We start from the raw sequence: 24,356 nt of genomic DNA on the forward strand, positions 1-24,356 counted from the left end.
AGCGGAGGTATTGCAATGGCCAAGGCACAACGAAAACCTGTCCCGTTATCCGATGGGCCTGACTGGACCTTTGAGCTGTTAGAAGAGTACCACCAGCAGATTGCTCGGGTGGCAGCACATTACCAGTTGGATACCTACCCTAACCAGATAGAAGTGATTACCGCAGAGCAAATGATGGATGCCTATTCCAGCATCGGCATGCCGTTGGGTTACCACCATTGGTCCTATGGTAAAAAATTTATTCAAACCGAGCAGAACTACAAACGCGGCTATATGGGGCTAGCGTATGAAATTGTGATCAATGCCAATCCCTGTATTGCTTATCTGATGGAAGAGAACACCATTACCATGCAAGCGCTGGTGATGGCCCACGCCTGTTATGGCCATAACTCCTTTTTCAAAAATAACTACCTGTTTAAAACCTGGACCGATGCATCCTCCATCATTGATTACCTGTTGTTTGCCAAAGAGTACGTCAGTCGTTGCGAGGAAAAATACGGCATCAAAGAAGTTGAAGAAACGCTCGACTCCTGCCATGCCTTGATGAACTATGGGGTAGACCGCTACAAAAGGCCCCAGAAAATATCCATGGAAGAAGAACAAAAGCGCCAGGAGGAGCGGGAGGCTTATCTGCAATCTCAGGTGAATGACTTGTGGCGCACAATTCCAAGCAAACCCAGCTCCGAAGTGGAACGCAATAAGCGCTTTCCAGAGGAGCCCCAGGAAAATATCCTGTACTTTATTGAAAAGAATGCCCCACTGCTAAAACCATGGCAACGTGAACTGGTGCGCATAGTGCGTAAAATTTCGCAATACTTCTACCCACAAAAACAAACCCAGGTAATGAACGAAGGCTGGGCGACCTTCTGGCATTACACCATTTTGCAGCATTTGTATGATGAAGGCGTGGTTAGTGAGCGCTTTATTCTGGAGTTTTTGCACACTCATACCAATGTGGTAGCGCAGCCTCCTTACAATAGCCCTTACTACTCTGGTATCAATCCCTACGCTTTAGGCTTTGCGATGTTTACCGACTTGCGCCGGATCTGCGAGGCTCCTACTGATGAAGATAAAATCTGGTTTCCGGATATTGCCGGCTCCCCCTGGCTGGATACCCTGCATTTTGCTATGCAGAACTTCAAGGATGAAAGCTTTATCAGCCAATACCTGTCACCCAAAGTGATCCGTGATTTCCACCTGTTTGCCATTGTTGATGATAGCAAGGACCCCAGCCTGGAGGTGGCTGCCATCCATAATCAGGAAGGTTACCAGAGTATTCGCCAGATGCTGTCTGCTCAATACAATTTGAGCCAGCTGGAGCCTAATATTCAGGTGTTCAATGTGGATGTGCGCGGTGATCGTTCATTAACGCTGCGGTATATTCCACAACGCGGCATTCCGCTGGAGCCCAAAAGCACCGAGGAAGTGATGAAACACCTGCATCGGCTTTGGGGTTTCCAGGTTAGCCTTGAGCAGCAACATGAAGACGGTAGCATTAGCGAGCTGTGTCGCTGCCCAACGACATTATGAGATGCCGGGGGCGACTGGCTCAACCGGCATCTGGCTTGCCAGCGTCACCTGGTTACGGCCATTGGCTTTTGATAGGTACAATGCTTTATCAGCGCGCTCTAACCACTGCCGGTGGTTTTCCATCTGCGGCCATGACTCTGCAACGCCAATGCTAACTGAGCACTGGATGACTGTATCCTGATAAGTGACCGGTGTTTTATCCACTAATTTACGTAAGCGCTCTGCAAAGTACAGCGCTTGCGCTTCCGGCGTATCAACCAGCAATACGGCGAACTCTTCACCACCATAGCGTCCGGCAATATCCGTTTCACGCAAGTTTTTCTTTACCAGAGTGGCTATTTCACGGATCACTTCATCCCCCGCAGCATGGCCATAATCATCGTTAACCCGCTTGAAGTGATCAATATCAATCATCAGCAGGCTGCTAACATGCTGATAGCGTTGGATCCGCTTGTATTCCTGCACCAAGGTATTCTCCCAGCTCCCCCGGTTGTGCAACTGAGTAAGAAAGTCGGTCTTTGACAGTTGATGCAAGCGATGATTCATTGACTCGAGTTCAAGCCGACTAACTGCGACATCGGTGACATCGTAAATGATCAAACAAAGATGGGTTACTTCTCCCCGGGTATTCGATAACGGGAAAATAGTGCTGTTCTGATACATAAACTCAGCAGAGCCTGTGATCGGCCGATAATTGCGAAACTTAAAAATATAAGGCCGCTGCTCCCATATCGTGAAAGCTCGATTTTTCAGCAGCAACACAGGATCACATTTACGTCGCAGCCAGTCTTCATCAATTTCTGGAAACAAGTCAAACAGATAACGCTCGCGTACCTGCCGCGGGCTAAGGCCGCTGTGGCTTTCCATAAAGCCATTCCAAACCTGGATCCGGTAGTCGCAATTGACGACCACCAAGCCAACATCAACGGTTTGGAACATCTCCATCAGCCAGTGAATTTCAGAAACGTCAACCTGTACATCTGCCATAACTAGTCTTCCAATAGAAACTCTACTTTATGTTTTAATGTCTTTACACTGTCCTCGGTAAACAGCAACAGCAAATCACACATAATGTTGTAGTTCTCAATGCCATAACTTATTTCTATGGCTAAGGTTTTACGCCAGCGCCCAGAGTTTGCCTTGATTAACTCACTGACAGCAGCATGTTGCCCCAGCACCACAGGATGCCCCTGGCTAAAGCCCATATCCAGCTGTTCAGCAAGACCTTTCAGTACAGAGCCTATCAGAATATTGGCAATATCCATCAGTAGCTCAAGTTCAACCTGATGCGTCAGTTTGCCGTGGTAATTCATCAGCTTTGCAATATCTTTAAAGCTGGAATCGGTTAAAATCAGTAAGGCTTCCCCTGAAACTCCACCACCAATAAAACCCTGACAAACCGCAGAAGTACTGCTTTCATCTTCCACCGAGGCCAGTGCCATATGCAGCTCACTGACTTCAATCAGATTCACGTTAGGAATGGGTAATTTGACAAAGACATTTAGTAAGCGAGCCAGTAAATCCCCGGCCTGCCCCATCGCCACATTGGTCAGCTCCTGAAACACATCCCGCAGCTCTGCATCCACTTCAATGGATTTGGATAGCTGCTTTGTTGTCACTTCGGCTTTAGCCGGTGCAGCCTTACGATCAGCGGCCACGGTATCCAGCAGAGCCGCTATTTTTTTGTTATCCACCGGTTTTTTTACAAAATCAGTAGCTCCTAACTGCATCACACGCTCGAAGGCTTCAGGCTGCACATCACCGGATACCACGATCACCTTGACGCTGGATTGCATTTCCTTTAGCGCGGACAGCACCTGATAGCCATCCAGCACCGGCATATTTAAATCCAGAAACAGCAGATCCACCGCATGTGATTTCAGCAATTGCAAAGCCTCTGCACCATGGGCTGCAAACTGGATATTACTTTGCCAACTTTCCGGCAAAGATCGCGCCATTTGCTTTCTTGCCAGATTGGAGTCATCGCAAATTACTACCGCAGGGATCATAGGCTCTTCATTTTTCAGTGTCTTTGCCTACAGTTTATACGCAGGTCGAGTAAATAGCCATCATGCTGCGGGAAGGTTCTGTGCTAGGCTTAAAAAAACCTTTAGGAGACATCAACCATGAAAAAAATCCCTCTGCTTTTCGGCACTTTTATCTGTAGCAGCCTATTCAGTGTGGCAACACAAGCCATCGACTTAACCGCTCAGCTACCCAGCCGGTTGAGCGACGTACGGGCCGGGCAGCAGCAGGTTGTGTTACAGGGGCATCCCGTCGAGGTGGGCCAGCAAGCACCTGATTTCCGGGTGGTGGACCAACAATTCAAAGCTGTGTCTTTGGCTGATTTTACAGGGAAGCCTGTGCTGATCAGTGTGGTGCCAAGTGTCGATACCGGCACTTGTTCATTGCAAACCAAGCGTTTTAATGAAGAAGTAGCCAGGCTGCCAGCCGACGTGGTGCTGCTGACCATCAGTACTGATTTGCCCTTTGCACAGCGCCGCTTCTGTGAGCAAGAAGCTGTAGACGCATTGCAGGTGTTATCCGATGCGGTCTGGCGTGATTTTGGCAGCAATTATGGTTTACTGATCAAAGATATGGGTTTGCTGGCCAGAACGGTACTGTTGATTGATCAGAAAGGTGTAATCCGGTATATCCAAAAAGTAAAATCACTGGCCAATGAACCGGATTATCAGGATGCACTGGACGCATTAAATCTGATGCTGGCCAAGGATTAGCACAAAGCAGCTGATAAAAAGCGATGCTACGAACATCGCTTTTTATCAGCTTGAAACCTCAGGCCAGCAGATCGGTTAGCTGGCTGGCAATGGCATCTACCTTCTGAGTACCATCCAGGTGATGATAGCGGGTTTTACCAGCATCCGCAGCCGTCCGGTAAAAATCAACCAGAGGCTTGGTCTGATCATGGTAAATAGCTAAGCGCTTACGCACTGTGTCTTCAGTGTCATCAGCGCGGATCACCAGCTCTTCCCCTGTTTCATTGTCTTTCCCTTCCACCTTCGGAGGATTGTACACTACATGGTAAACCCGGCCGGATGCAGGGTGCACCCGACGGCCGGCCATCCGCTCAACAATGACATCATCCGGTACATCAAATTCAATCACATGATCAATAGCAATACCGTGCGCATCCATGGCTTCTGCCTGCGGAATCGTACGAGGGAAGCCATCCAGTAAAAAACCTTTTGCACAATCCGGCTCTGCAATGCGCTCTTTTACCAGACCAATGATGATATCATCGGATACGAGTTGACCAGCATCCATCACTTGTTTGGCTGCCAGGCCCAACTCAGTTCCTGCTTTGATTGCCGCCCGCAGCATATCGCCGGTAGAAATTTGCGGGATGCCAAACTTGTTCATCAGAAACTGAGCCTGAGTCCCCTTTCCGGCACCTGGGGCACCCAACAAAATAATCCGCATACAACACCCTCATGTGTTCTAAATTTTTCAAATATGGACGCTCGGGATCTTTACACAATGCCGGCACTGAAACAAGAAATTTGTCCGCATCGGTTGGCAGGGCGTTCAGGCCACTCGCTTTTAGTCGAATGAGCTGAGCAGGGCTAAATCAGCAAAATAAAGTGCCAGACCTCACGACCTGGCGCTTTTTTTCAGTCAAGGTTACTACTTTGGTCGCATTCGCTACCGCCAAATTTAAACTTTAAACCGTCGCACGATGCGCTGCATTTCTTCAGCCAGTTTTGACAGGTTTTCACTGGCCAAAACTGATTGCTGCATATTCTCTGAAGTTTGATAGGAAATATCGCTTATTTTATGGATATTCTTATTAATATCACGCGATACCGTGGTTTGCTCTTCAGTGGCACTGGCAATTTGCTGAGCCGTTTGGTTGATCAACTCAATCGCATGACTCACCTGAGCCAGAGCATCGCCAGCTTGCTGAGCACGCTCTGAGGTTTTAGTAGTAGCATTCGCACTTTGCTCAGAGGCATGCACCGCTTTGTCAGCACCTTGCTGCAGGCGTTCAATCATTCCCTGAATTTCCAGCGTTGAGTCCTTGGTACGACTGGCCAGACTGCGGACCTCATCGGCTACAACAGCAAACCCCCTGCCAGACTCTCCGGCACGGGCCGCTTCTATAGCGGCATTTAAGGCCAACAGATTGGTTTGTTCGGCAATGCTTTCAATCACCTGCAAAATATTACCAATACTATCACTGTCCGACTTTAGCGAATGAATGATGGTCACCGCAGCTTGCATATTGCCACTTAGGGCAGTCAAATCAGCAATGGTTGCCTGCACCACCTCCCTGCCCCCAACGGCTGCCTGGTTGGCCGTTTGTGCGGCATCTGCTGCTTCCTGGGTATTGCGGGCGACTTCCTCCAGGGTAGTGGTCATTTCATTCATGGCTGTCGCTGAGTTATTGATTTCCTGATGCTGTTGCTCAATGCCATCATTGGTTGCATCATTGGTCTGGGCCAGCTCGGTCGAGGATGACGCCACCTGCTCTGCGTATTGACTCACTTCGGTGAGCATACTACGTAAACTCTGTTGCATTTGAGCTATATCGTATAGCAAACTACTGCTGTCATCTGACTTCAATTGAATTCGCTGCGTTAAATCCCCTCGGGCTACCTCTTTCACCATTTTGGCAGCGTATTCAGGCTCACCTCCCAACAAGCGGATAATTGAGCGAACCACCAGTAGGACGATCAGCACAGCAACAACCAGAACCACCACTGCAATCAACACCACTTGCCACAACATCGCACGAGCGGATGCCAGGGCGGCATGCTGATTCGACTCTGCGACCAGCCCCCAACCTAACAGGGGGATGTAGTTGTATGCCCCCATCACTGTCTGGCCTCTGGCATCGGTGTAAATACCGCTGCCACTTCGGCCATTCGCCAAAGCGCGAGCTGCTTCAGTTTCCAGGGCGCGGCCTGGATCTGGTATTGAAGGTGATGGTGTTATCCCCAGCCCTTGCCGGCTCAGAATAAATATTTCGGTGTAAGAGGTTCTGGGCAGAGCTGCGACTTGTTGATAGATCGTCTCTAGCTGAACGGCACCACGCATCACGGCAACGACCTGATTGTTGTGACGGATTGGCGTCGCTATGGTGCTGACGGTATTCCCTGTTGCCCTTGAAACCACTGGCTCTGAAAATACATCCTCACCGCGCACAGCCCGGCGAAACCAGTCTCGGTCTGCTACCATAAAAGCCTGCGCTTCGTCATCGCTCAATACTCTGGCTCTACCGTTCTCATAGCTTACCCCAAGTAAACCTCGACCATCAGGCATCACCACAAAAATGGTATCCCAGGTTCCCTGCAATTGAGCAAGATCGCGCAATAAGCCTTGTAAAACCGACTTATCCAGCTGTTTTGCTGCATCTACTGTTGCCAGATAACGCATATCGCTCTGACGCATGGTTAACCAACGCGTCATTGCCATGGTACTGGTTTCTCCTCGCCCCTCCAGCGTCTGCATAATGTTGCTGACACGGGTGTTGTAGTACTGCAGGTAAAAAAAGCTACTCAGCAATACGATGGTAACAAACAACATGGAGACCATAATGCAGGTTAAGCGAAAACCAAAAGAGAAGTTATTCCACATTTGTTTCATCATGTCGGTCCTGTATCTTTAAGTAATTCTGATTATTATAGTTTATCTAGTATAGACGAGGGCTTATGAAGTGCCAGCGGATAGGCTGGTTACCGGCTTTACGAACTGATATAAAAAAACGCGAGCACCTGGCCCGCGTTTGTACCGGATAAGCTACTTTGTTGTTAGCGTGTCAGCGACAGCAATAACTTATTTAGCCGTCCAACAAAGGTAGCCGGGTTTTTCAGGCTACCACGCTCGGCTAGCAAAGCTTGCTCCAACAAGACTTCAGCCCACTCCTTAAAGCGACTTTCATCCTGCTCATCCGCAACATGTTTCACCAGCTCATGGTCCGGGTTGATTTCAAAAATCGGCTTTACTTCCGGCACTTTCTGGCCTACCGACTCCATCAATTTCATCATCTGAGTGCTCATATCAAACTCATCGGTCACGACACAGGCCGGACTATCGGTTAAACGATGACTTACTTTGACGTCTTTGACCTGCTCACCAAGCGCCGTCTTAAAGCGTTCAACGGTGCTGGCAAAAGCTTCTTCCGATTGCTTTTGTGCTTCTTTATCGGCTTCATCATCCAGTTTGGAGAGGTCCAGCCCACCTTTGGCGATGGAGCGGAATTTCTTCTGCTCAAACTCAGTCAGGTGTTGCATTAACCACTCATCGATCCTATCTGATAGCAGCAGGACTTCAATGCCTTTCTTGCGGAACACTTCCAGATGCGGGCTGTGCTTAGCTGCTTCAAAGTTATCCGCCACCAGGAAATAAATTTCCTCCTGGCCTTCTTTCATCCGGCCAATGTAATCACTCAGTGAAACATTCTGCACCGCATCGTCATTATGGCTGGAGGCAAAGCGCAGCAAAGCAGCAATTTTCTCTTTGTTGGCAAAGTCTTCCGCCGGGCCCTCTTTTAACACCTGACCAAACTCAGTCCAAAATTGCTGGTATTGATCGCTGTCTTTAGCCAGCTTTTCCAGCATCTTCAGCGCCCGGCTGGTGCAGCCTTTGCGCAGCGCCTGGGTGGCTTTGGTATCTTGCAGAATTTCGCGTGAAACGTTCAGTGGCAAATCGCTGGAATCAAGCAGACCTTTGAAGAAGCGCAGATAGCTCGGCATAAACTCTTCGGCATCGTCCATAATAAAGACGCGCTGTACATACAGCTTTAAACCATGACGTGCTTCGCGGTTCCACAAATCGAATGGGGCTTTTTTCGGGATATACAACAAACTGGTGTAGTTGCTGTTGCCTTCTACTTTGTTATGGCTCCAGCTAAGTGGCTCGGTCCAGTCATGCGAAATGTGCTTGTAGAACTCCTGGTACTCTTCGTCACTGATGTCCGATTTATCCCGGGTCCAAAGTGCAGTAGCTTTATTAATCGCTTTCCAGTGACCAGGTACCGCCGGGATAGTCTCTTCGTCGGTGTCGCCTTTTTGTTCAGGCTGCTCATCTTGCCACATTTCAACCGGGATGCTGATGTGATCCGAGTACTTGGTAATGATGGACTCAACCCGGTACTTTTCCAAAAATTCATCTTCACCATCACGCAGATGCAAAATAATGTCGGTGCCACGACTTGCTTTATTACAGGCTGCCAGGCTGTACTCACCCTCACCAGCAGACTCCCACTCCACGGCTTGCTCCGGAGAGGCACCGGCCTTTAAGGTCCGCACAGTCACTTTATCGGCAACAATAAAGGCGGAGTAAAAGCCAACCCCGAACTGGCCAATCAAGTTGGCATCTTTGCTTTGATCACCCGATAACTGCGAGAAAAACTCTTTTGTACCCGATTTAGCAATAGTCCCGAGGTGCTCCATCACTTCCTGCTCGGTCATGCCGATACCATTATCGCTGATGGTTAGCGTTTTTGCGTCTTTATCCATGCTGATGCGAACACGCAAATCACCGTCGTCACCATACAAACCCGGTTCAGATAGCGCCAGGAAACGCAGTTTATCCGCCGCATCAGATGCATTGGATACCAGCTCACGCAGGAAGATCTCTTTATTGGAGTAGAGTGAATGAATCATCAGGTGAAGCAATTGCTTTACTTCAGCCTGAAAACCATGCGTTTGCTTTTGAGCAGTTTCAGCCATAGCAACAAAGTCCTCTTTCATTTAGTCATTAGCACTGATTGAATGCAGAAATCATCGGTAAGCTGATGTACTGCATTGGCGCCGGACCTGCCAGCGCCGAAGTGGTATTTATATGGGGAAGTGAAGCGAGGATTTCAAGCGTTAAAAACTCTTTCTGCCACTAAAAGCATGCGATAAGGTCGAGCCATCCAAATACTCCAGCTCACCACCGACGGGCACACCTTGTGCCAGACGCGAAACAGTTACCTGATGCCGATGGCAAAGCTCCGCAATGTAATAGGCGGTGGCATCCCCTTCCACCGTTGGATTGGTGGCCAGAATCAACTCCGCAATGCCGCCTTGTGCCAATTGTTGTTCTAATACATTCAGGCCAAGCTCCGCCGGCCCAATACCATCCAGCGGCGATAACTGCCCCATCAACACAAAGTAACGGCCGTCAAACTGCCCGGTTTGCTCAATGGCCTGTAAGTCGGCAGAGGAGCCAACCACACAAAGCAAAGGCGACTGACTTCGGACATCATCGCTGCAAATAGCACAAAGCTCAGCTTCGGTAAAGGTTCGACAGCAACGGCACTGGCCTATGTGCTCCATAGCATTCAGTAACGCATTACCAAGCTTTTTACCAGCTTCACGGTTGCGCTCCAACAGTTGAAAAGCCATACGCTGAGCGGTTTTTGGCCCAACACCAGGCAACACTTTTAATGCATCAATCAACTGCTGTAGCAAGGGGGAACTGGCAGGCATCTTCATTGCTTTGCTTAAAATGGCATTTTAAAACCTGGCGGCAACTGCATGCCCCCAGCAACCTGGGCCATCATTTCCCGGTTGGTCTCTTCAACCCGACGCACCGCATCATTGATGGCTGCTGCCACCAAGTCTTCCAGCATTTCCTTGTCATCCGCCATCAGGCTGTCATCCAGATGCACCCGCTTGACCTGATGCGAACCTGTCATGGTCACTTTAACCATACCGGCACCAGACTCACCAGTCACTTCCATGCTGGCAATTTCCTGCTGCACTTTTTGCATTTTTTCCTGCATGGCTTGCGCCTGCTTCATCATGTTACCCATACCACCTTTAAACATGCGTTGTCTCCTTGATTGTCGCCCTTTCGTGGGCGCAGCATACACAAAATAAATTTAATTAACCACCAGGCTGCCTTCAATAAAGTCGGCCGCCAAATTCTGACGTAGTGTCTGCAATACCGGGTCTTGCTGCATCACCTGCTCCGCATAGCGATAACGGGCCTGGTCCAACTGCTGCTGAATATCCCGAGGACAGCTTGCCACCTCGGGTTGATAGCGGATCTGCACTGCGGTTGCTTCCGGAAATGCCGCCAGTACCAATTGCTCTATCCGAGCCCGAAAATCATCCGTTTCCAGGTGCCGCTCCGATCTGGCGACGGTTAGCTCCAACATCTGGCCGTGCAGGGCTGGCACAGAATGCAACAAATACAAACGATACAAACCACTCGCCTTTACTTGCTCAATTCGTCCGGCCCAGTCATCAATTTGATGGGCAAAACGATAGGCAAAACCTGCCGCATCCAGTTCCTGCTTCAGCAACTGCTGCGCCTGCGGGCGCTCAGGCTTTTTTCCAGCATCTTCCCCATGGTCGTCCGTTGCTGCATGCACCGGTTCAGGGGCCAGTGAGCGAGGCTGCTCGCTGGCACTGACAAAACCAGGATGCTCCGCCTTTGCACTCAAGCTCACCTGCTGCGGGGTGCTATTTGCGCTCTGCTTTGCTGCAGGAGAAGCCACAACTGCGCGCGCACTTCCGGATGGTGGCAGTTGCACCCCGCGTCTAGCCATGATACTGGCTGTGATTGCATCCATCGGCGGTTCAGTTATCGCCGCTGCGACTGGTTGTTCTGCCGTTGTCTCAGTCGCTGCAACCATCTGATGTATGACAGTTGTTTCCGCCTCGCCCAAAGGCTCTGGTTCTGGCTCTATCAGGCTATCTGGTACTGCCCCTTCACTGGGACTGGCCGGGCTCTTTGTTACTGGCAACTCCGCTGGTCCTGAAAGAGCAGGCATGGGCGATGCGGCAGGCTTTGCAGTGGTTGCCATGGACGCAGAGCCCATTCGATTGCCGCCATTTCTCCCAGACCGGGGTGTCGAAGCTGTGGTTGGCATATCTGCACTGGCCGGCACAAAGAGCAAAGCGCGGAGCAATGCCATTTCCAGGCCACTACGGCTATCCGGCGCATAAGGCAGTTCACGCTTACCACTGATCAATAATTGGTAATACAGCTGCAAGGTTTCAGCACTCTGCGTCGCCGCCAGTTCTGTCACAAAAGCGGCTTGCTCAGCGGCCAGGCCGGCGGCATCAGGTTGAAACTGGCTAATTGCAGCGAAATGCAACAAAGACAAAATATCATCCAGCACCTGTTCCGGCTGGCTGCTTTGCAGCATCAGTTCATCCAGTTGCTGGCGCATCATGGCGACATCTTGCTGCAGTATAGCCTGAAGCAGATGCTGCCCCCAGTGCTGCGGCAATAACCCAAGCATATCACGCACTGCAGGTGCTGTGATGCTACCATTGGTTTGCGCAATGGCTTGATCGGTCAGGCTAAGTGCATCCCTCACACTGCCACGGGCTGCTTTCGCCAGCAGAACCAGCGCCTCTTGCTCTGCCGAAACCTCCTCGGACTGCAACACCATGGTTAGCTGCTGCTGAATTTCGGCTTCTGTTAAGGCTTTCAGACTAAATTGCAGGCAACGCGATAGGACGGTAACCGGCAGTTTCTGCGGATCCGTAGTCGCCAGTAAAAATTTAACATGCGGGGGCGGCTCTTCCAGCGTTTTCAGCAGCGCATTAAAACTGTGCCGAGATAACATATGTACTTCATCGATGAGGTACACTTTAAATCGCCCACGGGTAGGTGCATATTGCACATTGTCAAGCAAATCACGAGTATCTTCGACTTTGGTGCGCGATGCTGCATCGATTTCCAGCAAATCCACAAAACGGCCCGCTTCAATCTCCTGACAGCTGCTGCACCGACCACAAGGCGTCGCACTGACCCCCTGTTCACAATTGAGACTTTTGGCAAAAATACGGGCGATGGTGGTCTTCCCCACCCCACGAGTACCGGTAAAGAGGTAAGCATGATGCAGACGCTCAGAAGTAAGAGCGTTGCTCAGGGCTGACTTGACATGCTGCTGTCCCAGCAATTCACTGAATTGCTGCGGACGCCACTTTCGTGCCAGCACCTGGTAACTCATGCTTTCTCCTTGCTCACGGCCATGTTAATGGCCGTCATAGTCCACCAATGACAGTACTTCGAGGCCTAATTTTTCCAGCCGTTCAATACCACCAAGCTCAGGTAAAGCAATCACAAAAGCAGCATGTGCCACTTCCCCGCCTAAACGGCGGATCAACTGAGTGGTTGCTTCAATGGTGCCACCAGTTGCCAACAAATCATCCACCATCAGCACTTTATCGCCTTGCTGAATTGCATCCAAATGCAACTCCAGGATATCTTCACCATACTCAAGCTGATAGCTTTGCTGGATCCGCTCTCGCGGCAGCTTGCCGGCTTTTCGTACCGGTACAAAGGCAACACCCAGAGCATAAGCCAGGGGCGCACCGAAGATAAAACCGCGTGATTCAGTACCCACCACTTTGCTGATGCCATGCTCAGAGAAATGTTGTTTTAACGCATCAATTACTTTGGCAAAAGCCGGACCATCCTGCATCAGGCTGGTCACATCACGAAATAAAATGCCTGGTTTCGGGTAATCCGGAACCGTTTTAATCACTTGCTTTAGTTGCTCCGTCAGGGCTTTGTTTATCATGGTCTTTTTTATGTCCTATAAAATAGCAGGCAGCTTAGTGCTTATTGGATTTAGCTAAACAACTGCAACCAACGCACTATGGGACCTTGCAGCAGCAAGCCTACAAACACCAACAAAAAAACCACAAACTGCTTTAAGTTAAAGCTTTCTTTGAAATTGTCGTCTGCCACTTGATACCTCATCGAATTCGTTGCAAAGAACGCATTATTCTAGCGGATCAAAGACAGATGCACTATCCCTTTCGTTGCAAAGCCGCTAGCAAATCTGCGCTGGTAAGCAGGGATTAGCGAAATAACCTGCAAGCAGTTCCGGTTGGGGCAAAGCACTATCTTTTGATGTACATCACAACATGCCAGCGGCAACTGTATCATACTCAGGCCATATGATGGCTTTCAATAAAGGTGCGCTATGTCCATCCGCCTTAACCACTTACGTACCCGTCTGCTGGAAGAGCAACTACAATTGCAGACTCAGATCATGCATTTTTTAAACAATCAGCAGAACCCCGATTACCAACAACTAAGCCTGAAACTACAACAACTGCCTCTCCCCCGCTGGCCTGAGCTTTTGTTGCATTGGCATACGCCGGATCTAAAGCCGTTAAGTCTTCGACTGGAAGCTGTTCAGGCTGCACTGAGCCAAATGGAAATCGGCTTGTATGGCATTTGCAGTGATTGTGAAAGCAGAATTGATGCACAGCGACTGGAGCAAGATCCAGCTGAACAACGTTGTTTTCGCTGCACCAATCATAAAACACAGATTACATCATAAGCACTAAACCAATTTGTTACATTTAAAACAGCACGGAATAAGAGATGCTGAAATAACAATACTTTATGTTAATTTACCTAAGTTAGATACAATATAGTCTGTATATCCCCGCAAAATATGTAAATTTGTTGACCTCCCTGCGTAGATGCGCTATGAATTTAGCTGGGCTAGATATTATTTAGTTCCAAGCAAGTTGAAGCCTAATTATAGAATCATAAATTAATGATCCAGGGAGAAATACATGTATACACATAAATTAAGCAAAGCCGTGCGCTTGGCTATTGCTTTGGGGGCTACGGCGACAGCAGTTTCAGTTCCAGCTGTTGCTGTAGAAGTAGAGCAGTCGGCTGACGTTGAACGCATTCAAGTCACCGGTTCGCGTATTCGTCGTACTGATATGGAAACTTCAAGTCCAATTCAGATTACTTCATCCGAAGAAATTAAGCTGTCCGGCTTTACACGTGTTGAAGACTTGATGAATAGCTTACCGCAAATAGAAGCAGCTCAAACTGCATTTATTGCGAATGGTGCCAGCGGTACAGCGACACTCGATTTGCGGGGCCTGGGCGCAACCCGTACATTGGTTCTGGTCAATGGCCGCCGGCTGCAGCCTGGTGGCCTTAGTACCCAATCTGCCGATATTAACCAAATACCAGCTGCTTTAGTTGAGCGTGTTGAAGTTCTAACTGGTGGAGGCTCTGCCACCTATGGTGCGGATGCCGTTGCTGGCGTTGTCAACTTTGTTATGAAAGATGATTTCGAGGGTATTGAGATTGTCGCTGGTGCTTCTGGCTACCAACATAAAAACCGGAACAAATACCTTCAGGGATTAATGGATAATGCCGGGTTTGAGTATCCCACCGGCAGCACAGGCATCGATGGTCGCACCTACAACATTGATTTAACTATGGGTGGCGGTTTCGATGGCGGCAGAGGTCATGCGACTGTCTATGCAACCTGGCGTAAAGTAGAAGAACTGCGGCAAGGTGCCCGGGACTATTCGTCTTGTGCCTTTAATAATGCAGGTACTGCCTGTGGTGGCTCAGCCACATCGCCAATCCCTAACTTCTTTATTTCGCCCTATCGCGAGTTAACAGAGGGCGCAGGCCCGGAACCAGACTACGACCATGAAGTATTCTGGATGCAAACTGCAAACGGCTTCGCTCCGTATGCTGACAATTTGTATAACTACGCTCCGATCAACCACTTTATGCGGCCAGATGAGCGCTATACATTAGGAGCTTTCATTAATTATGAGCTAAGTGATCGCTTCCGTCCTTACGCTGAAGTGAGTTACATGCATAACCGTACTACAGCACAGATTGCGGAGTCTGGTACTTTCTTCCGCGGCTTTGCGTTTGACATCACAAGCCCTGCCTTTACCGAAGCACAACGTGAGCAATTAGCAGCGGAGTTTGGTCCTGATGTCACTCAGGTATGGGCTGAAATTGGTAAACGCAACTCGGAAGGTGGACCTCGGCAAGATATCCTGGAACACAGCTCTTACCGCTTAGTGATAGGTACTGAGGGTGCTCTGAACGACAACTGGATGTATGATATATCCTTGCAGTATGGCTCAACCTCATCCAGCTCAGTGTACATGAACGACTACTACACGCCGAAATTCGCTGATGCACTAGGCGCAATAGGTTCAAATTGTACTGGCAGCTGTATCCCAGACTACCTTGTTTTCCAGCCGGGCGGTGTTACCCCTGAATCGGCAGCTTTATTGGGCGGCACAGGTATTCGTGCAGGGATAACGACGCAAACAATTGTGAATGGCTTTGTGACAGGCGACTTAGGTGTAACAGTGCCAAGCCACTCTTATCCTATCGCTGCAGTTCTTGGTTTCGAAAATCGGGAAGTTAGTTTCGAGAACAACTCAGATGAAGTATTTGCTCAAGGTCAACTTGCTGGCCAGGGCGGCCCGATCCCCAGCCTGAAAGGTAGTTACAATGTAAAAGAAATCTTTGGTGAGTTGAGTATCCCATTGCTGGAAGATATGCCTGCAGTACGTGATTTAACTCTGGATTTAGGTGCCCGCTATTCGCACTACAATACCTCAGGTGGAGAAAGCACCTACAAAGTGGGTATTGATTGGACACCTGTTGATAACTGGAAAGTTCGTGCCAGTTACAACAGAGCAGTACGAGCGCCAAATGTTTCAGAGTTGTTTGAGTCTACCAGCATTGGTCTATGGAGCGGTGCTGATCCATGTGCAGGTACCTCACCAACCCTGAGCCAGGAGCAATGTGCATTAACTGGTATGGATGCTAGCCAATATGGGAACGCTGGCACAGAAAGCCCTGCATCGCAATACAATGGTTTGTTTGGTGGCAACGTCAACCTGAAACCTGAAATCGCCGATACCTATACCTTTGGTATAGTAGCCAATCCGATTGAGGGCTTTAACTTCAGCATTGACTACTTTGATATTGTTATCGACGAAGTGATTGGCTCAGTGAATCCTGAGTTGCAAATAACACAGTGTGCCCTGACAGGCATTGCAGCCTTCTGTGATAACATTGTTCGGGACAATACTGGCGGCCTTTGGCGTGGAGACGCAGGCTATGTGATTGCCCCAGACATCAATTTAGCAAGCCGTCATTGGCGTGGTATTGATGTAAGCTCTAACTATCAAACAGATTTGTTGGGGGGTACCTTCACCGCTAAGTTGATTGGTAGCTATAGCCTCAAGAAAGAGTATGAGCCACTGCCAGGCCTTGATTCAGCCATCTATGACTGTTCAGGTAAAATCAGCACGGCATGTTTCCCTCAGCCAAAATGGCGTCATACAATGACCTTGTCATACAGCACAGGTGATTTCTGGACTGCACAGGCAAAATGGCGTTACTTCGGGGGCGTTGACTATGTGGGCTCCGTTGATCAGATCATTGGTAGCGGCATTGCCTCACAAAGCTACTTTGATGTAAATGCAACCTTTGAATTAACTGATTATGCAGCTTTACTCATCGGTATGAATAATATTTTTGATAAAGAGCCACCAATGGTAGGTGCTACACTTGCACAAAATGCAAACACTGTTGCGGGTTACTACGATACATTGGGTCGTTATCTGCATGCGAGCATCACGTTGCGCTTTTAATGATTTAATCAGTCATTAAGCGAAAAGCAGTGAGGTAACTCACTGCTTTTTTTTATTTCTTTCAACCAAGCCAACAGATAAAACAGCCTGCGACCAACATCATATGGGTGCAATATCACATGGTAGCGTTATTCTTGGCTTATCTGTGCAAAGCGGGTTTGTGCCATGCCAGTAATAGCTTGGAAATATAATGCTCATTCCCTGCTCAGGGCAGACAGTCTTGATAATGGACTCTTTATCGCCCAAGGCTAAACAAGACTCTCCAAATTTAAGCCAACCAGATTTTGCTGGGTCCTCACGGCAGATTGCCGGCGGCACCTCAAGGTAAGTGCAAACAGATAACCAGCCGGCAGGATGGATATGATTGCTATGGTAACCATCACGTAAAAGCTGTACAGACCAACTACCACTAAAGTTGAATTTTCCAGTATTTCTTCGCAGCAGTGGGTGGCGCTTGTCTTGAGGCAAACGATCCAGGTAACATTGAATCGCATTTCTTAATGCGTTTTGATACTGAGTTATCAATGGGTGCTGAGATGAAAATAATCGACCTACCGTTTGAGTTCCATTTCGAACACTTTGATCAATCGGCTGGTTTTTGGCATTGTGCAGCCCCGAAATAAGCAGCTTTAGCTCGTCCATAAAATCGGTTAGTGTTGCGTAGCCAGCAGGAGCCTCAAGCTGCAAGGGCCGGACAAACTGTTCGGTATTGTACAACCAATCATACTGTTCATTCCCAAGTAATCGCCAGCACAAGGCCTGATAAGCAATTATTTCCTGATTATCTGGCGCAGCTTTCAGAGCTAAATCAAGCAGGCTTAACGCTCGCTTGTACTGCTCCGTCCTTATATAAATAGCGGCTTCATCAATCAGATAACGGGTATGGGATGGCCTTTTCTTTCTTGCTAACTTAAGTTTAGCTAAAGCTTGCTCATAAGCTCCTTGCGATGTTGATACTAAGCTTTGAAAATAAAGAATGTCTGGCTGCTGCTGATTTGATTTTTCTAAATCAGACAAGATCTGTTCTGCTGCAGTTAGATGCTTACTGGATATTAGATGCTCAACCTCGGCCAGCCATAACCGGAGAGGATTAGAGACTTGGGCTCTGGCTTGAGCAAAGGATACTAAAAACTTACGCTCATCACCATTTTCCCACAATAGCTTATTCAGTGCTTTATGCGCATCCAGAAAATCGGGGGCCAGGCTGATGGCACCATTTAATGCTGTTTCCGCTTCATGGTACTGCTGCAAATCATAATAAATACAACCGATCAGGTAATGGATCTCTGCAGACTTTGGAAACTGCTCCCTTAAATTTTCCAGTAAAGCCAGAGCCTCCCTTGGTTCACTTAACTCTCGTAATAACTGCGCATGCTGCAAACGCAACTGAAAATTCGAGCTGTCTATCCGAAGCCCAGCCATGCAATAAGCCAACGCATCTTCATACTGATAGACTTTTTCAGAGTAGGTAATAAGCAGGCTGTAGAACCTGGCCTGTTCAGCACCCAGGGGCAATTGTTTGCTTAAAAGGAGAATGGCGTGCTTGTACCTGTGCTGCGCTCCGAGCAAAACTGCGTAGTTAAACGCAGTATCATGATTGCGAGGCTCGAGTGATAATGCCTTTTTGTACATGGACTCCGCCAAATCATTACGGTTTGTCCCTGCAAGAAAGTTGGCGTAGTTGCCCAGAAAGTAGCTATTATTGGGGGAACACTGCAGACTTTTCCGGAAATATACATCTGCTTTAGCAGGTGATGCATGCTTTAAACCAAGTGCACAAAGCTGCAAAGCCTCGGCATGACTCGCGTCGTGCTTTAAAATCGCCTGGCATAATTTAACCGCTTCCGCCTCAGCATTTTGCTGCAGCAAGTACCGTGCTTTGTTCAGCATGGATGAGATTGAGTTGTGCATCATCTACTCATAGCAACAGGAGTTAGTAGGCATGTTGAATTTAACATAAGATAGCTAACAAGCAAAACCAAGGAGTTATTACCAGTACATGCAAACTAGTTTTGCCGTGTACAGAATACAAAAAAACAGCATCATGAAGCATGATGCTGTTTTTGAAGTTTACATTTCAAACACTGTCAAAGCTTGTGTTAGAAACGTTGCTCGTAACGCACGTACCAGAAGCGACCAATATCAAAGCCACCGTAATACGAGTAGTTAGAGTTTGGCCGTGAGAACATAATAGGCCCTTGCTTCTCAAACACGTTGTTCGCACCTACTGAGATACGACCATCCCAAGGCACATTGTAGCTGAACTGAATATCATGGAACGTGGTTGAACCATTTTTATGGTAAGGAGTTACCGTATTGTTGGTCCAATCAGCGCTGAAATCAGGGATATTACATCTATCCGCTGTAAAGGTACAACGCTCTTTCATGGAAGAGAAATAACGTACGTTCCAGTTTGCGCTGAAGTCACCCAGGCTCCAGTTGATGCCTAGCGTTGAACGAACCCGGAAAGTAGAGCCATAACCTACAGATGGTGTCAGTCTGGCTTCTGGGTCATTCGTTGATTTGCTCAGGTATTTGTTAACATAGGTTGTATTCCACTTGGTGCTAAATACACCAAATGAAGTCTCGTGGCGATAATTCAAACCTACATCATAACCGTCTGTTTTGGTAAAACCTGCGTTACGCAGACCAAAGGTCAGATCAGTGACGATAAAGGTGCTAGGATCGCGCTTGAACATGGCACAACGAGCTTCTTCCAAACCGACATAACAATCGTCCAAAATTTGGTTTGCACTATCAGTAACCATTGTATCTTCAATGGTAATGCTCCACCAATCTACGATGACATTCAGGTTTTCAAGAAACTCTGGGCTATAAACAATCCCAACGGTCTTAGTTTTTGAAGTCTCAGGCTGCAGCAACGGGTTAGAACCACTGTTAAATGGTACCGGAGTCTGTGCAGACGGGCCTTCTGTAGGAACAAAACCTTGCTGTAACTGACGGAAGTCTGCTGGTACATCCTGCAAACAGCGATTACTGCCGCGTGCAACACCATACACAGAATCACAAGGATCGATAAAACCAGTTACAAAGGACTGCGAGCCGCCGCCATACAAGTTACTGATGGTAGGAGCGCGGAAACCTTCTGACCAGGTGGCACGAACCAGCAAAGAATCTACCGGGCGCCACTTGATACCAACTTTGCTATTGGTGGTATCACCAAAAGTGCTGTAATCAGAGTAACGGGTTGCCAGACTAACACTAAGCTCTCTGGCTCCATCCATATCAGCAAGAATTGGAACATTTAGCTCTGCATAGAACTCTTTTAAATCATACTCACCACCAGTGGCACCAGCAGCCAGGGTAGAGGTCATACCAGCTTGCGCCATCGCATCTGGCACAAATAAGCCATCTTCTTTGCGGTACTCACCACCGACGGCAAATGTCAAATCGCCCGCAGGTAAAGTGTGCAATACACCACTGATGTTAGCAAAATAAATTTTGGTGGTTGTTTCACCGCGTGCATGCGTTGTAGGGAATAAGAAATCTCGTACAGCTGGATCATCCAGTGAATTGGCTACACTACCAGCGCCATGACCGGCTAATGGGTTCCAAGGCACACATTGCGATGCAGGAATTGGGTCATCGGCAGTACCACATTGCACAATACCCTGTGCATTCAAGAATGATGGGCCTGTCGCAGCTACAACATTCGGGATCTGGTAGTCGCCAAAGCCAGTTTGCAGAATTTTACTCTGAGAGTATACACCACCGATATCCCAGTCAAAATAACGATGACCAATATCGAAGGAACCTTCTAGCGCAGCAGTAAAGCGCAGGGTGTTCTGATCACTGGTGCTAACCCGTGGCACTTCCCAGCCACGACGATCAAAACGTACATCCTCGCCAACAGGATTAAAATAGCTGTCAGCATCCAGGAACCAGCCACTGACGTTACCAAAGCTTGAAGTAGACTGCAGTGGGTAGCCTGCAACCTGCCGCGTGGCACGACGCTCACTGTAGCCAAGATCGCTGGTAAAACGGATATCGTCTTTGATGTTGTAATTGGTGCTGATATAGATTGAACGCGCACTCAAAGGACCAGCAAGATGCATTTGGTCGTTCGGGTTACTGGCACCATTAGCAAAGGTTTGCTCTTCAAAATCATCTGGGAAAGATGCTGCCTCACCAGGGCGCTTTGCTAACCACCACTTATCGTCATAACGGAAGCGGCCATAAGCACCAACCAGGGTAAGGTTGTTGTTTATATCATAACCAGGGAAACCCTGCGATGAGAATGAGCGGTCTTTTGCCCAAACCTGTTTCTCATCACGCCATTCTGCACCAAGAATGATTGAGCCACGATTGGTTGCAATACCAGTGACCATGCTGACATTCTTTTTAGCACCGTCGCCCTCGTCGTATTCACCGCCATAAAACGAAAGCTCTAAGCCTTCGAAATCTTTGCGGGTAATAATATTGATAACACCGGCCATTGCATCAGAGCCATACAGTGTAGAGGCACCGTCTTTCAGAACATCCACCCGCTCAACCATTGACATAGGGATGGCAGAAAGATCCTGCAGACCATTGGTAGTAATACCAAGACGCTTGCCGTTCACCAAAACCAGGGTACGGTTTGTACCTAAGTTCCGCAAGTTGGCATAGTTACCACCAGCAGCTTCACCTGCGCTCAATGGCTGAGCACGGCTGATAGGCGGTGAGCCAGCTGTAGACATGTTTTGCAGGATATCAATGACAGAGGTGAAACCTTGATTTGCAATGTCTAAACGGCTAATTGTGAATACAGGTTGCGAAGTCTCGATATCAGTAGAGCGAATACGAGAACCAGTTACATTGATACGCTCTACATTTGCAGAAGCCTCTTCAGCAAGCTGATCTTGCTGTGCGATGGCACTTCCGGCAAACACAGAAGCCGCACCAAAAGCAATAGCTAAGCGCACAGCCTTGCTTAATTTGTTATTTGTATACATGTATTTCTCCCTGGACCACTATGAGTAGTGATTCTATTTTTCACATTGACCAGATCTTTAATCGGCGTCTGGCACTCCGCAAAAATCGGAACAACCCGATCTAAGGCTCATTGATGATAAACGTAATTTTTCAGCAGGGTCAACTCCTTTTACGGAACTTTCGCCACGAAATGAACTCAAGCCACTTAAAAAAAGCGTTTTGACTTGCTATAGCTGGCTTTGAGGCCATACCGCTTGCCAATAAAACCCAAAACAGTAACAAAGCAAAACATAAAGAAAACAAATAAGGCACACACCGAGTTATTACCAAGCTCATTCGTAAACAATTATGTACATGCAGCGCAGCTGTATAAGACTATTTTTTAGAATACAGATTGAACTTAGCCAAAAATACCATAGTGCACATAAGACATATGCGTTAAAATCGAAAAACTGTATTTTTATCCAGCCATCACATGCTTTCACGCGATCTACAACAACAAATACGCTCTATTCAGCAGCAAATTCGTGCTTCATTATCCAATTACCGTGTGCGGCCTGGCCAAAACCAGCTGATAGCCGAAATCGCCCATACCATAGCCGGTAGCTACCATCGTCACCATCGCATTGCTCTGGTAGAGGCGGGCACTGGAACAGGCAAATCATTGGCTTACTTACTGGCCTGTATTCCCTACGCGTTGTCACACACTAAAACCTTAGTCATAGCCACCGCCACGGTGGCACTGCAAGAGCAACTGGTGCAAAAAGACTTGCCATTCTTTCAACAACACGCTGGCCTTGATTTTGAGTTTTGTTTGGTGAAAGGACGACAGCGTTATGCCTGCATTGAACGTTTGCAAGAAATGCTGCAACAACCTGAACTATTCCCGGATTCAAGCAATCAGCAGCAGGCTTTAGCCAGTAAACTGCTCACAGCCTGGCAAGAAAGGCGCTGGCTTGGCGACATTGACAGTTTGCCTTTTGCTGTACCAGATGAGCTCTGGCAGCACATTCAGGCCGATCCCTACCATTGCCATCGCGGCAGCCGCCGTCATCAGCATTGCCCTTTTCACCTGGCCCGGGCTGAAATCAATGACAGCCAGGTGCTGGTAACCAATCAGGCGTTTTTATTGGCCGATTTAGAGGCCGGCTCAGCGCAGTTACCAACCCCGGAAGACTGTATTTATGTGATTGATGAAGGCCATCATCTGGTCGATAGCGCCCGCAGTTTTTTATCTGCCAGCGCGCCTTTGTTGCAACAAGAGGTATGGCTGGAGAAAGCTTTGAAATTTAGCCAGCGCATGCAAAGTAATTTGCCCGAATCAGCACTCAAAACTGCCATTAAGTTGCAGGAGCTGATAGATGACTATCGCCGCGATTACCAGCCAGTCAAGCAGCAACTTCCTGCTTTTACCACAAGCTGGTTCAAGGACAACTCACAGTTCCGTTTTGTTGACGCCGCCTTGCCCCTGCTGTTAAGCCAGCAGGCCGAGTCGCTGGCAAAATCAAGCCAGCAGGTGGTCAATCAACTGGAGCAACTGCACCAAAAAGTACGGGATGCCATTTTGGAGCAGCAACTGCCCGCCCGTTCGATTAGCAGTACCCTGCAGGAGTTGTCATTTTTCGATCAAAAGTTTAGCCAGCAACAAGCGCTGTGGCGGCTCTGGTCCGAGTCACAGCAGTCTGGAGTGTATCAGGCCCGCTGGGTGGAACAAACAGAACAACAGCATCAACTGCTTGGCTGCGCCAGCCCATTGCGGGTGCAGGCACAACTGGAACGTCTGTTGTTCCGACCAGCTTTTGCATGCATCCTTTGCTCGGCTACCCTAACGGCACTGAATTCATTTAGCTATCCGCTGCGTGAACTGGGGCTGGATCAAATGGAAGCTGTGCGTACGCTGCAGGTAAGTTCACCTTTTGCCTATGCAGAGCAAGGCAGTATTCTACTGCCTAAAATGCAGCATGAGCCAACGGCTAATGGCTTTACGGATGAGCTATGCCAGGTGTTACCGGATTATTTGCCCAAAGGCCAGGCCAGTTTGGTGCTCTTTGCCTCCTACTGGCAAATGAATCAGGTAGCAACAGTGTTGCGACAGCAAGGCTACAACATACTGGTGCAAGGAGAAGTCGCCAGGCAAAAATTGCTGGAGCAACATGCGCAGCAGGTACAGCAGCAAAAAACCAGCATCTTGTTTGGTACTCAGAGCTTTGCTGAAGGGCTCAATTTACCGGGTGACTTGCTCACCAATCTGGTGATCACCAAGCTGCCTTTTGCGGTGCCAACCTCGCCGCTGGAGGAGGCCATGAGTGAAGCTATCAGTAAACAAGGGGGCAATCCATTTTTGCAATTGACGGTACCTGCCACGGCAAAGAAACTGGTGCAGGCTTGTGGTAGACTACTTCGCCAGGAGCAAGACAGCGGCCAGATTGTTATTCTGGACCGCCGCCTGGTAACCAAGACCTATGGTAAAGCAATGCTCGATGCGCTGCCGCCATTTAAACGCAACATTCACTATTAAGG

At 48.5% G+C, this 24,356-nt stretch carries 17 protein-coding genes; 5 read left to right on the forward strand and 12 right to left on the reverse strand.

Going from position 1 to position 24,356, the window contains the following annotated elements; all coding sequences use genetic code 11:
- The first annotated feature begins 15 nt into the window (after nucleotides 1–15).
- The gene (locus tag QWF21_RS09910; RefSeq protein ID WP_330087891.1) at nucleotides 16–1,530 is read left to right on the forward strand and encodes a SpoVR family protein; all 1,515 of its coding nucleotides are present in this window, start codon (nucleotides 16–18) and stop codon (nucleotides 1,528–1,530) included.
- Here QWF21_RS09910 and QWF21_RS09915 read toward each other — a convergent pair.
- Together QWF21_RS09915 and QWF21_RS09920 are read right to left on the reverse strand one after the other, a co-directional pair.
- Nucleotides 1,525–2,517 carry a sensor domain-containing diguanylate cyclase gene (locus QWF21_RS09915; protein ID WP_330087892.1) on the reverse strand — a complete coding sequence of 331 codons (993 nt, stop codon included), beginning with the start codon at nucleotides 2,515–2,517 and terminating at the stop codon, nucleotides 1,525–1,527. The genes QWF21_RS09910 and QWF21_RS09915 overlap by 6 nt on opposite strands.
- A gap of 2 nt (nucleotides 2,518–2,519) precedes the next feature.
- Entirely contained in the window at nucleotides 2,520–3,539 is a 1,020-nt protein-coding gene (locus QWF21_RS09920) for a response regulator (RefSeq protein WP_330087893.1), read from the reverse strand.
- Between the two features lie 117 nt (nucleotides 3,540–3,656).
- Between QWF21_RS09920 and tpx the strand changes: the two genes are divergently transcribed.
- Nucleotides 3,657–4,268 (forward strand): thiol peroxidase, encoded by a 612-nt coding sequence (gene tpx, locus QWF21_RS09925; protein ID WP_330087894.1) that lies wholly within the window; start codon nucleotides 3,657–3,659, stop codon nucleotides 4,266–4,268.
- Between the two features lie 58 nt (nucleotides 4,269–4,326).
- On the opposite strand, the gene adk is transcribed toward tpx, so the two are convergent.
- The 8 genes from adk to QWF21_RS09965 all read right to left on the reverse strand — a co-directional run bounded on the left by adk (nucleotide 4,327) and on the right by QWF21_RS09965 (nucleotide 13,206).
- Entirely contained in the window at nucleotides 4,327–4,971 is a 645-nt protein-coding gene (gene adk, locus QWF21_RS09930; protein WP_330087895.1) for an adenylate kinase, read from the reverse strand.
- Nucleotides 4,972–5,205: 234 nt separating this feature from the next.
- Nucleotides 5,206–7,140, reverse strand: a complete 1,935-nt coding sequence (locus tag QWF21_RS09935; protein ID WP_330087896.1) for a methyl-accepting chemotaxis protein — start codon at nucleotides 7,138–7,140, stop codon at nucleotides 5,206–5,208.
- 161 nt (nucleotides 7,141–7,301) lie between these two features.
- Nucleotides 7,302–9,224 (reverse strand): molecular chaperone HtpG, encoded by a 1,923-nt coding sequence (gene htpG, locus QWF21_RS09940; RefSeq protein WP_330087897.1) that lies wholly within the window; start codon nucleotides 9,222–9,224, stop codon nucleotides 7,302–7,304.
- 141 nt (nucleotides 9,225–9,365) lie between these two features.
- Nucleotides 9,366–9,968: a recombination mediator RecR gene (recR, locus tag QWF21_RS09945; RefSeq protein WP_330087898.1), complete on the reverse strand. Its 603-nt coding sequence runs from the start codon at nucleotides 9,966–9,968 to the stop codon at nucleotides 9,366–9,368.
- Between the two features lie 14 nt (nucleotides 9,969–9,982).
- Nucleotides 9,983–10,309: a YbaB/EbfC family nucleoid-associated protein gene (locus QWF21_RS09950; protein ID WP_330087899.1), complete on the reverse strand. Its 327-nt coding sequence runs from the start codon at nucleotides 10,307–10,309 to the stop codon at nucleotides 9,983–9,985.
- A gap of 54 nt (nucleotides 10,310–10,363) precedes the next feature.
- The gene (dnaX, locus tag QWF21_RS09955; RefSeq protein ID WP_330087900.1) at nucleotides 10,364–12,451 is read right to left on the reverse strand and encodes a DNA polymerase III subunit gamma/tau; all 2,088 of its coding nucleotides are present in this window, start codon (nucleotides 12,449–12,451) and stop codon (nucleotides 10,364–10,366) included.
- Between the two features lie 24 nt (nucleotides 12,452–12,475).
- A complete protein-coding gene (gene apt / locus QWF21_RS09960) occupies nucleotides 12,476–13,024 on the reverse strand; it encodes an adenine phosphoribosyltransferase (RefSeq protein WP_330087901.1) in 549 nt (182 codons plus the stop codon).
- Between the two features lie 50 nt (nucleotides 13,025–13,074).
- Nucleotides 13,075–13,206 (reverse strand): hypothetical protein, encoded by a 132-nt coding sequence (locus tag QWF21_RS09965; RefSeq protein ID WP_330087902.1) that lies wholly within the window; start codon nucleotides 13,204–13,206, stop codon nucleotides 13,075–13,077.
- Nucleotides 13,207–13,432: 226 nt separating this feature from the next.
- On the opposite strand from QWF21_RS09965, the gene QWF21_RS09970 reads away from it, so the two are divergent.
- Complete coding sequence (locus tag QWF21_RS09970) at nucleotides 13,433–13,795, forward strand: TraR/DksA C4-type zinc finger protein (RefSeq protein WP_330087903.1); 363 nt, start codon at nucleotides 13,433–13,435, stop codon at nucleotides 13,793–13,795.
- A 241-nt stretch (nucleotides 13,796–14,036) separates the two neighbouring features.
- The gene (locus QWF21_RS09975) at nucleotides 14,037–16,901 is read left to right on the forward strand and encodes a TonB-dependent receptor domain-containing protein (protein ID WP_330087904.1); all 2,865 of its coding nucleotides are present in this window, start codon (nucleotides 14,037–14,039) and stop codon (nucleotides 16,899–16,901) included.
- A 99-nt stretch (nucleotides 16,902–17,000) separates the two neighbouring features.
- On the opposite strand, the gene QWF21_RS09980 is transcribed toward QWF21_RS09975, so the two are convergent.
- Complete coding sequence (locus tag QWF21_RS09980) at nucleotides 17,001–18,812, reverse strand: 2OG-Fe(II) oxygenase family protein (protein WP_330087905.1); 1,812 nt, start codon at nucleotides 18,810–18,812, stop codon at nucleotides 17,001–17,003.
- Between the two features lie 188 nt (nucleotides 18,813–19,000).
- Nucleotides 19,001–21,856 (reverse strand): TonB-dependent receptor domain-containing protein, encoded by a 2,856-nt coding sequence (locus tag QWF21_RS09985; RefSeq protein ID WP_330087906.1) that lies wholly within the window; start codon nucleotides 21,854–21,856, stop codon nucleotides 19,001–19,003.
- A 455-nt stretch (nucleotides 21,857–22,311) separates the two neighbouring features.
- On the opposite strand from QWF21_RS09985, the gene dinG reads away from it, so the two are divergent.
- Nucleotides 22,312–24,354, forward strand: coding sequence for an ATP-dependent DNA helicase DinG (gene dinG / locus QWF21_RS09990; RefSeq protein WP_330087907.1), 2,043 nt, complete (start codon nucleotides 22,312–22,314; stop codon nucleotides 24,352–24,354).
- Nucleotides 24,355–24,356: the final 2 nt, after the last annotated feature.

This window comes from Alkalimonas mucilaginosa, from assembly GCF_036327005.1.
In the GTDB taxonomy this organism is placed as follows: domain Bacteria; phylum Pseudomonadota; class Gammaproteobacteria; order Enterobacterales; family Alteromonadaceae; genus Alkalimonas; species Alkalimonas mucilaginosa.

What these genes read in the sequence shown, in the direction of transcription:
- QWF21_RS09935 (WP_330087896.1), bottom strand. Translation starts at nt 7,140, where the DNA reads ATGATGAAACAAATGTGGAATAACTTCTCTTTTGGTTTTCGCTTAACC.
- apt (WP_330087901.1), bottom strand. Translation starts at nt 13,024, where the DNA reads ATGATAAACAAAGCCCTGACGGAGCAACTAAAGCAAGTGATTAAAACG.
- QWF21_RS09910 (WP_330087891.1), top strand. Translation starts at nt 16, where the DNA reads ATGGCCAAGGCACAACGAAAACCTGTCCCGTTATCCGATGGGCCTGAC.
- QWF21_RS09970 (WP_330087903.1), top strand. Translation starts at nt 13,433, where the DNA reads ATGTCCATCCGCCTTAACCACTTACGTACCCGTCTGCTGGAAGAGCAA.
- QWF21_RS09950 (WP_330087899.1), bottom strand. Translation starts at nt 10,309, where the DNA reads ATGTTTAAAGGTGGTATGGGTAACATGATGAAGCAGGCGCAAGCCATG.
- recR (WP_330087898.1), bottom strand. Translation starts at nt 9,968, where the DNA reads ATGCCTGCCAGTTCCCCCTTGCTACAGCAGTTGATTGATGCATTAAAA.
- QWF21_RS09965 (WP_330087902.1), bottom strand. Translation starts at nt 13,206, where the DNA reads ATGAGGTATCAAGTGGCAGACGACAATTTCAAAGAAAGCTTTAACTTA.
- QWF21_RS09985 (WP_330087906.1), bottom strand. Translation starts at nt 21,856, where the DNA reads ATGTATACAAATAACAAATTAAGCAAGGCTGTGCGCTTAGCTATTGCT.
- tpx (WP_330087894.1), top strand. Translation starts at nt 3,657, where the DNA reads ATGAAAAAAATCCCTCTGCTTTTCGGCACTTTTATCTGTAGCAGCCTA.
- adk (WP_330087895.1), bottom strand. Translation starts at nt 4,971, where the DNA reads ATGCGGATTATTTTGTTGGGTGCCCCAGGTGCCGGAAAGGGGACTCAG.
- dnaX (WP_330087900.1), bottom strand. Translation starts at nt 12,451, where the DNA reads ATGAGTTACCAGGTGCTGGCACGAAAGTGGCGTCCGCAGCAATTCAGT.
- htpG (WP_330087897.1), bottom strand. Translation starts at nt 9,224, where the DNA reads ATGGCTGAAACTGCTCAAAAGCAAACGCATGGTTTTCAGGCTGAAGTA.
- dinG (WP_330087907.1), top strand. Translation starts at nt 22,312, where the DNA reads ATGCTTTCACGCGATCTACAACAACAAATACGCTCTATTCAGCAGCAA.
- QWF21_RS09975 (WP_330087904.1), top strand. Translation starts at nt 14,037, where the DNA reads ATGTATACACATAAATTAAGCAAAGCCGTGCGCTTGGCTATTGCTTTG.
- QWF21_RS09920 (WP_330087893.1), bottom strand. Translation starts at nt 3,539, where the DNA reads ATGATCCCTGCGGTAGTAATTTGCGATGACTCCAATCTGGCAAGAAAG.
- QWF21_RS09915 (WP_330087892.1), bottom strand. Translation starts at nt 2,517, where the DNA reads ATGGCAGATGTACAGGTTGACGTTTCTGAAATTCACTGGCTGATGGAG.
- QWF21_RS09980 (WP_330087905.1), bottom strand. Translation starts at nt 18,812, where the DNA reads ATGCACAACTCAATCTCATCCATGCTGAACAAAGCACGGTACTTGCTG.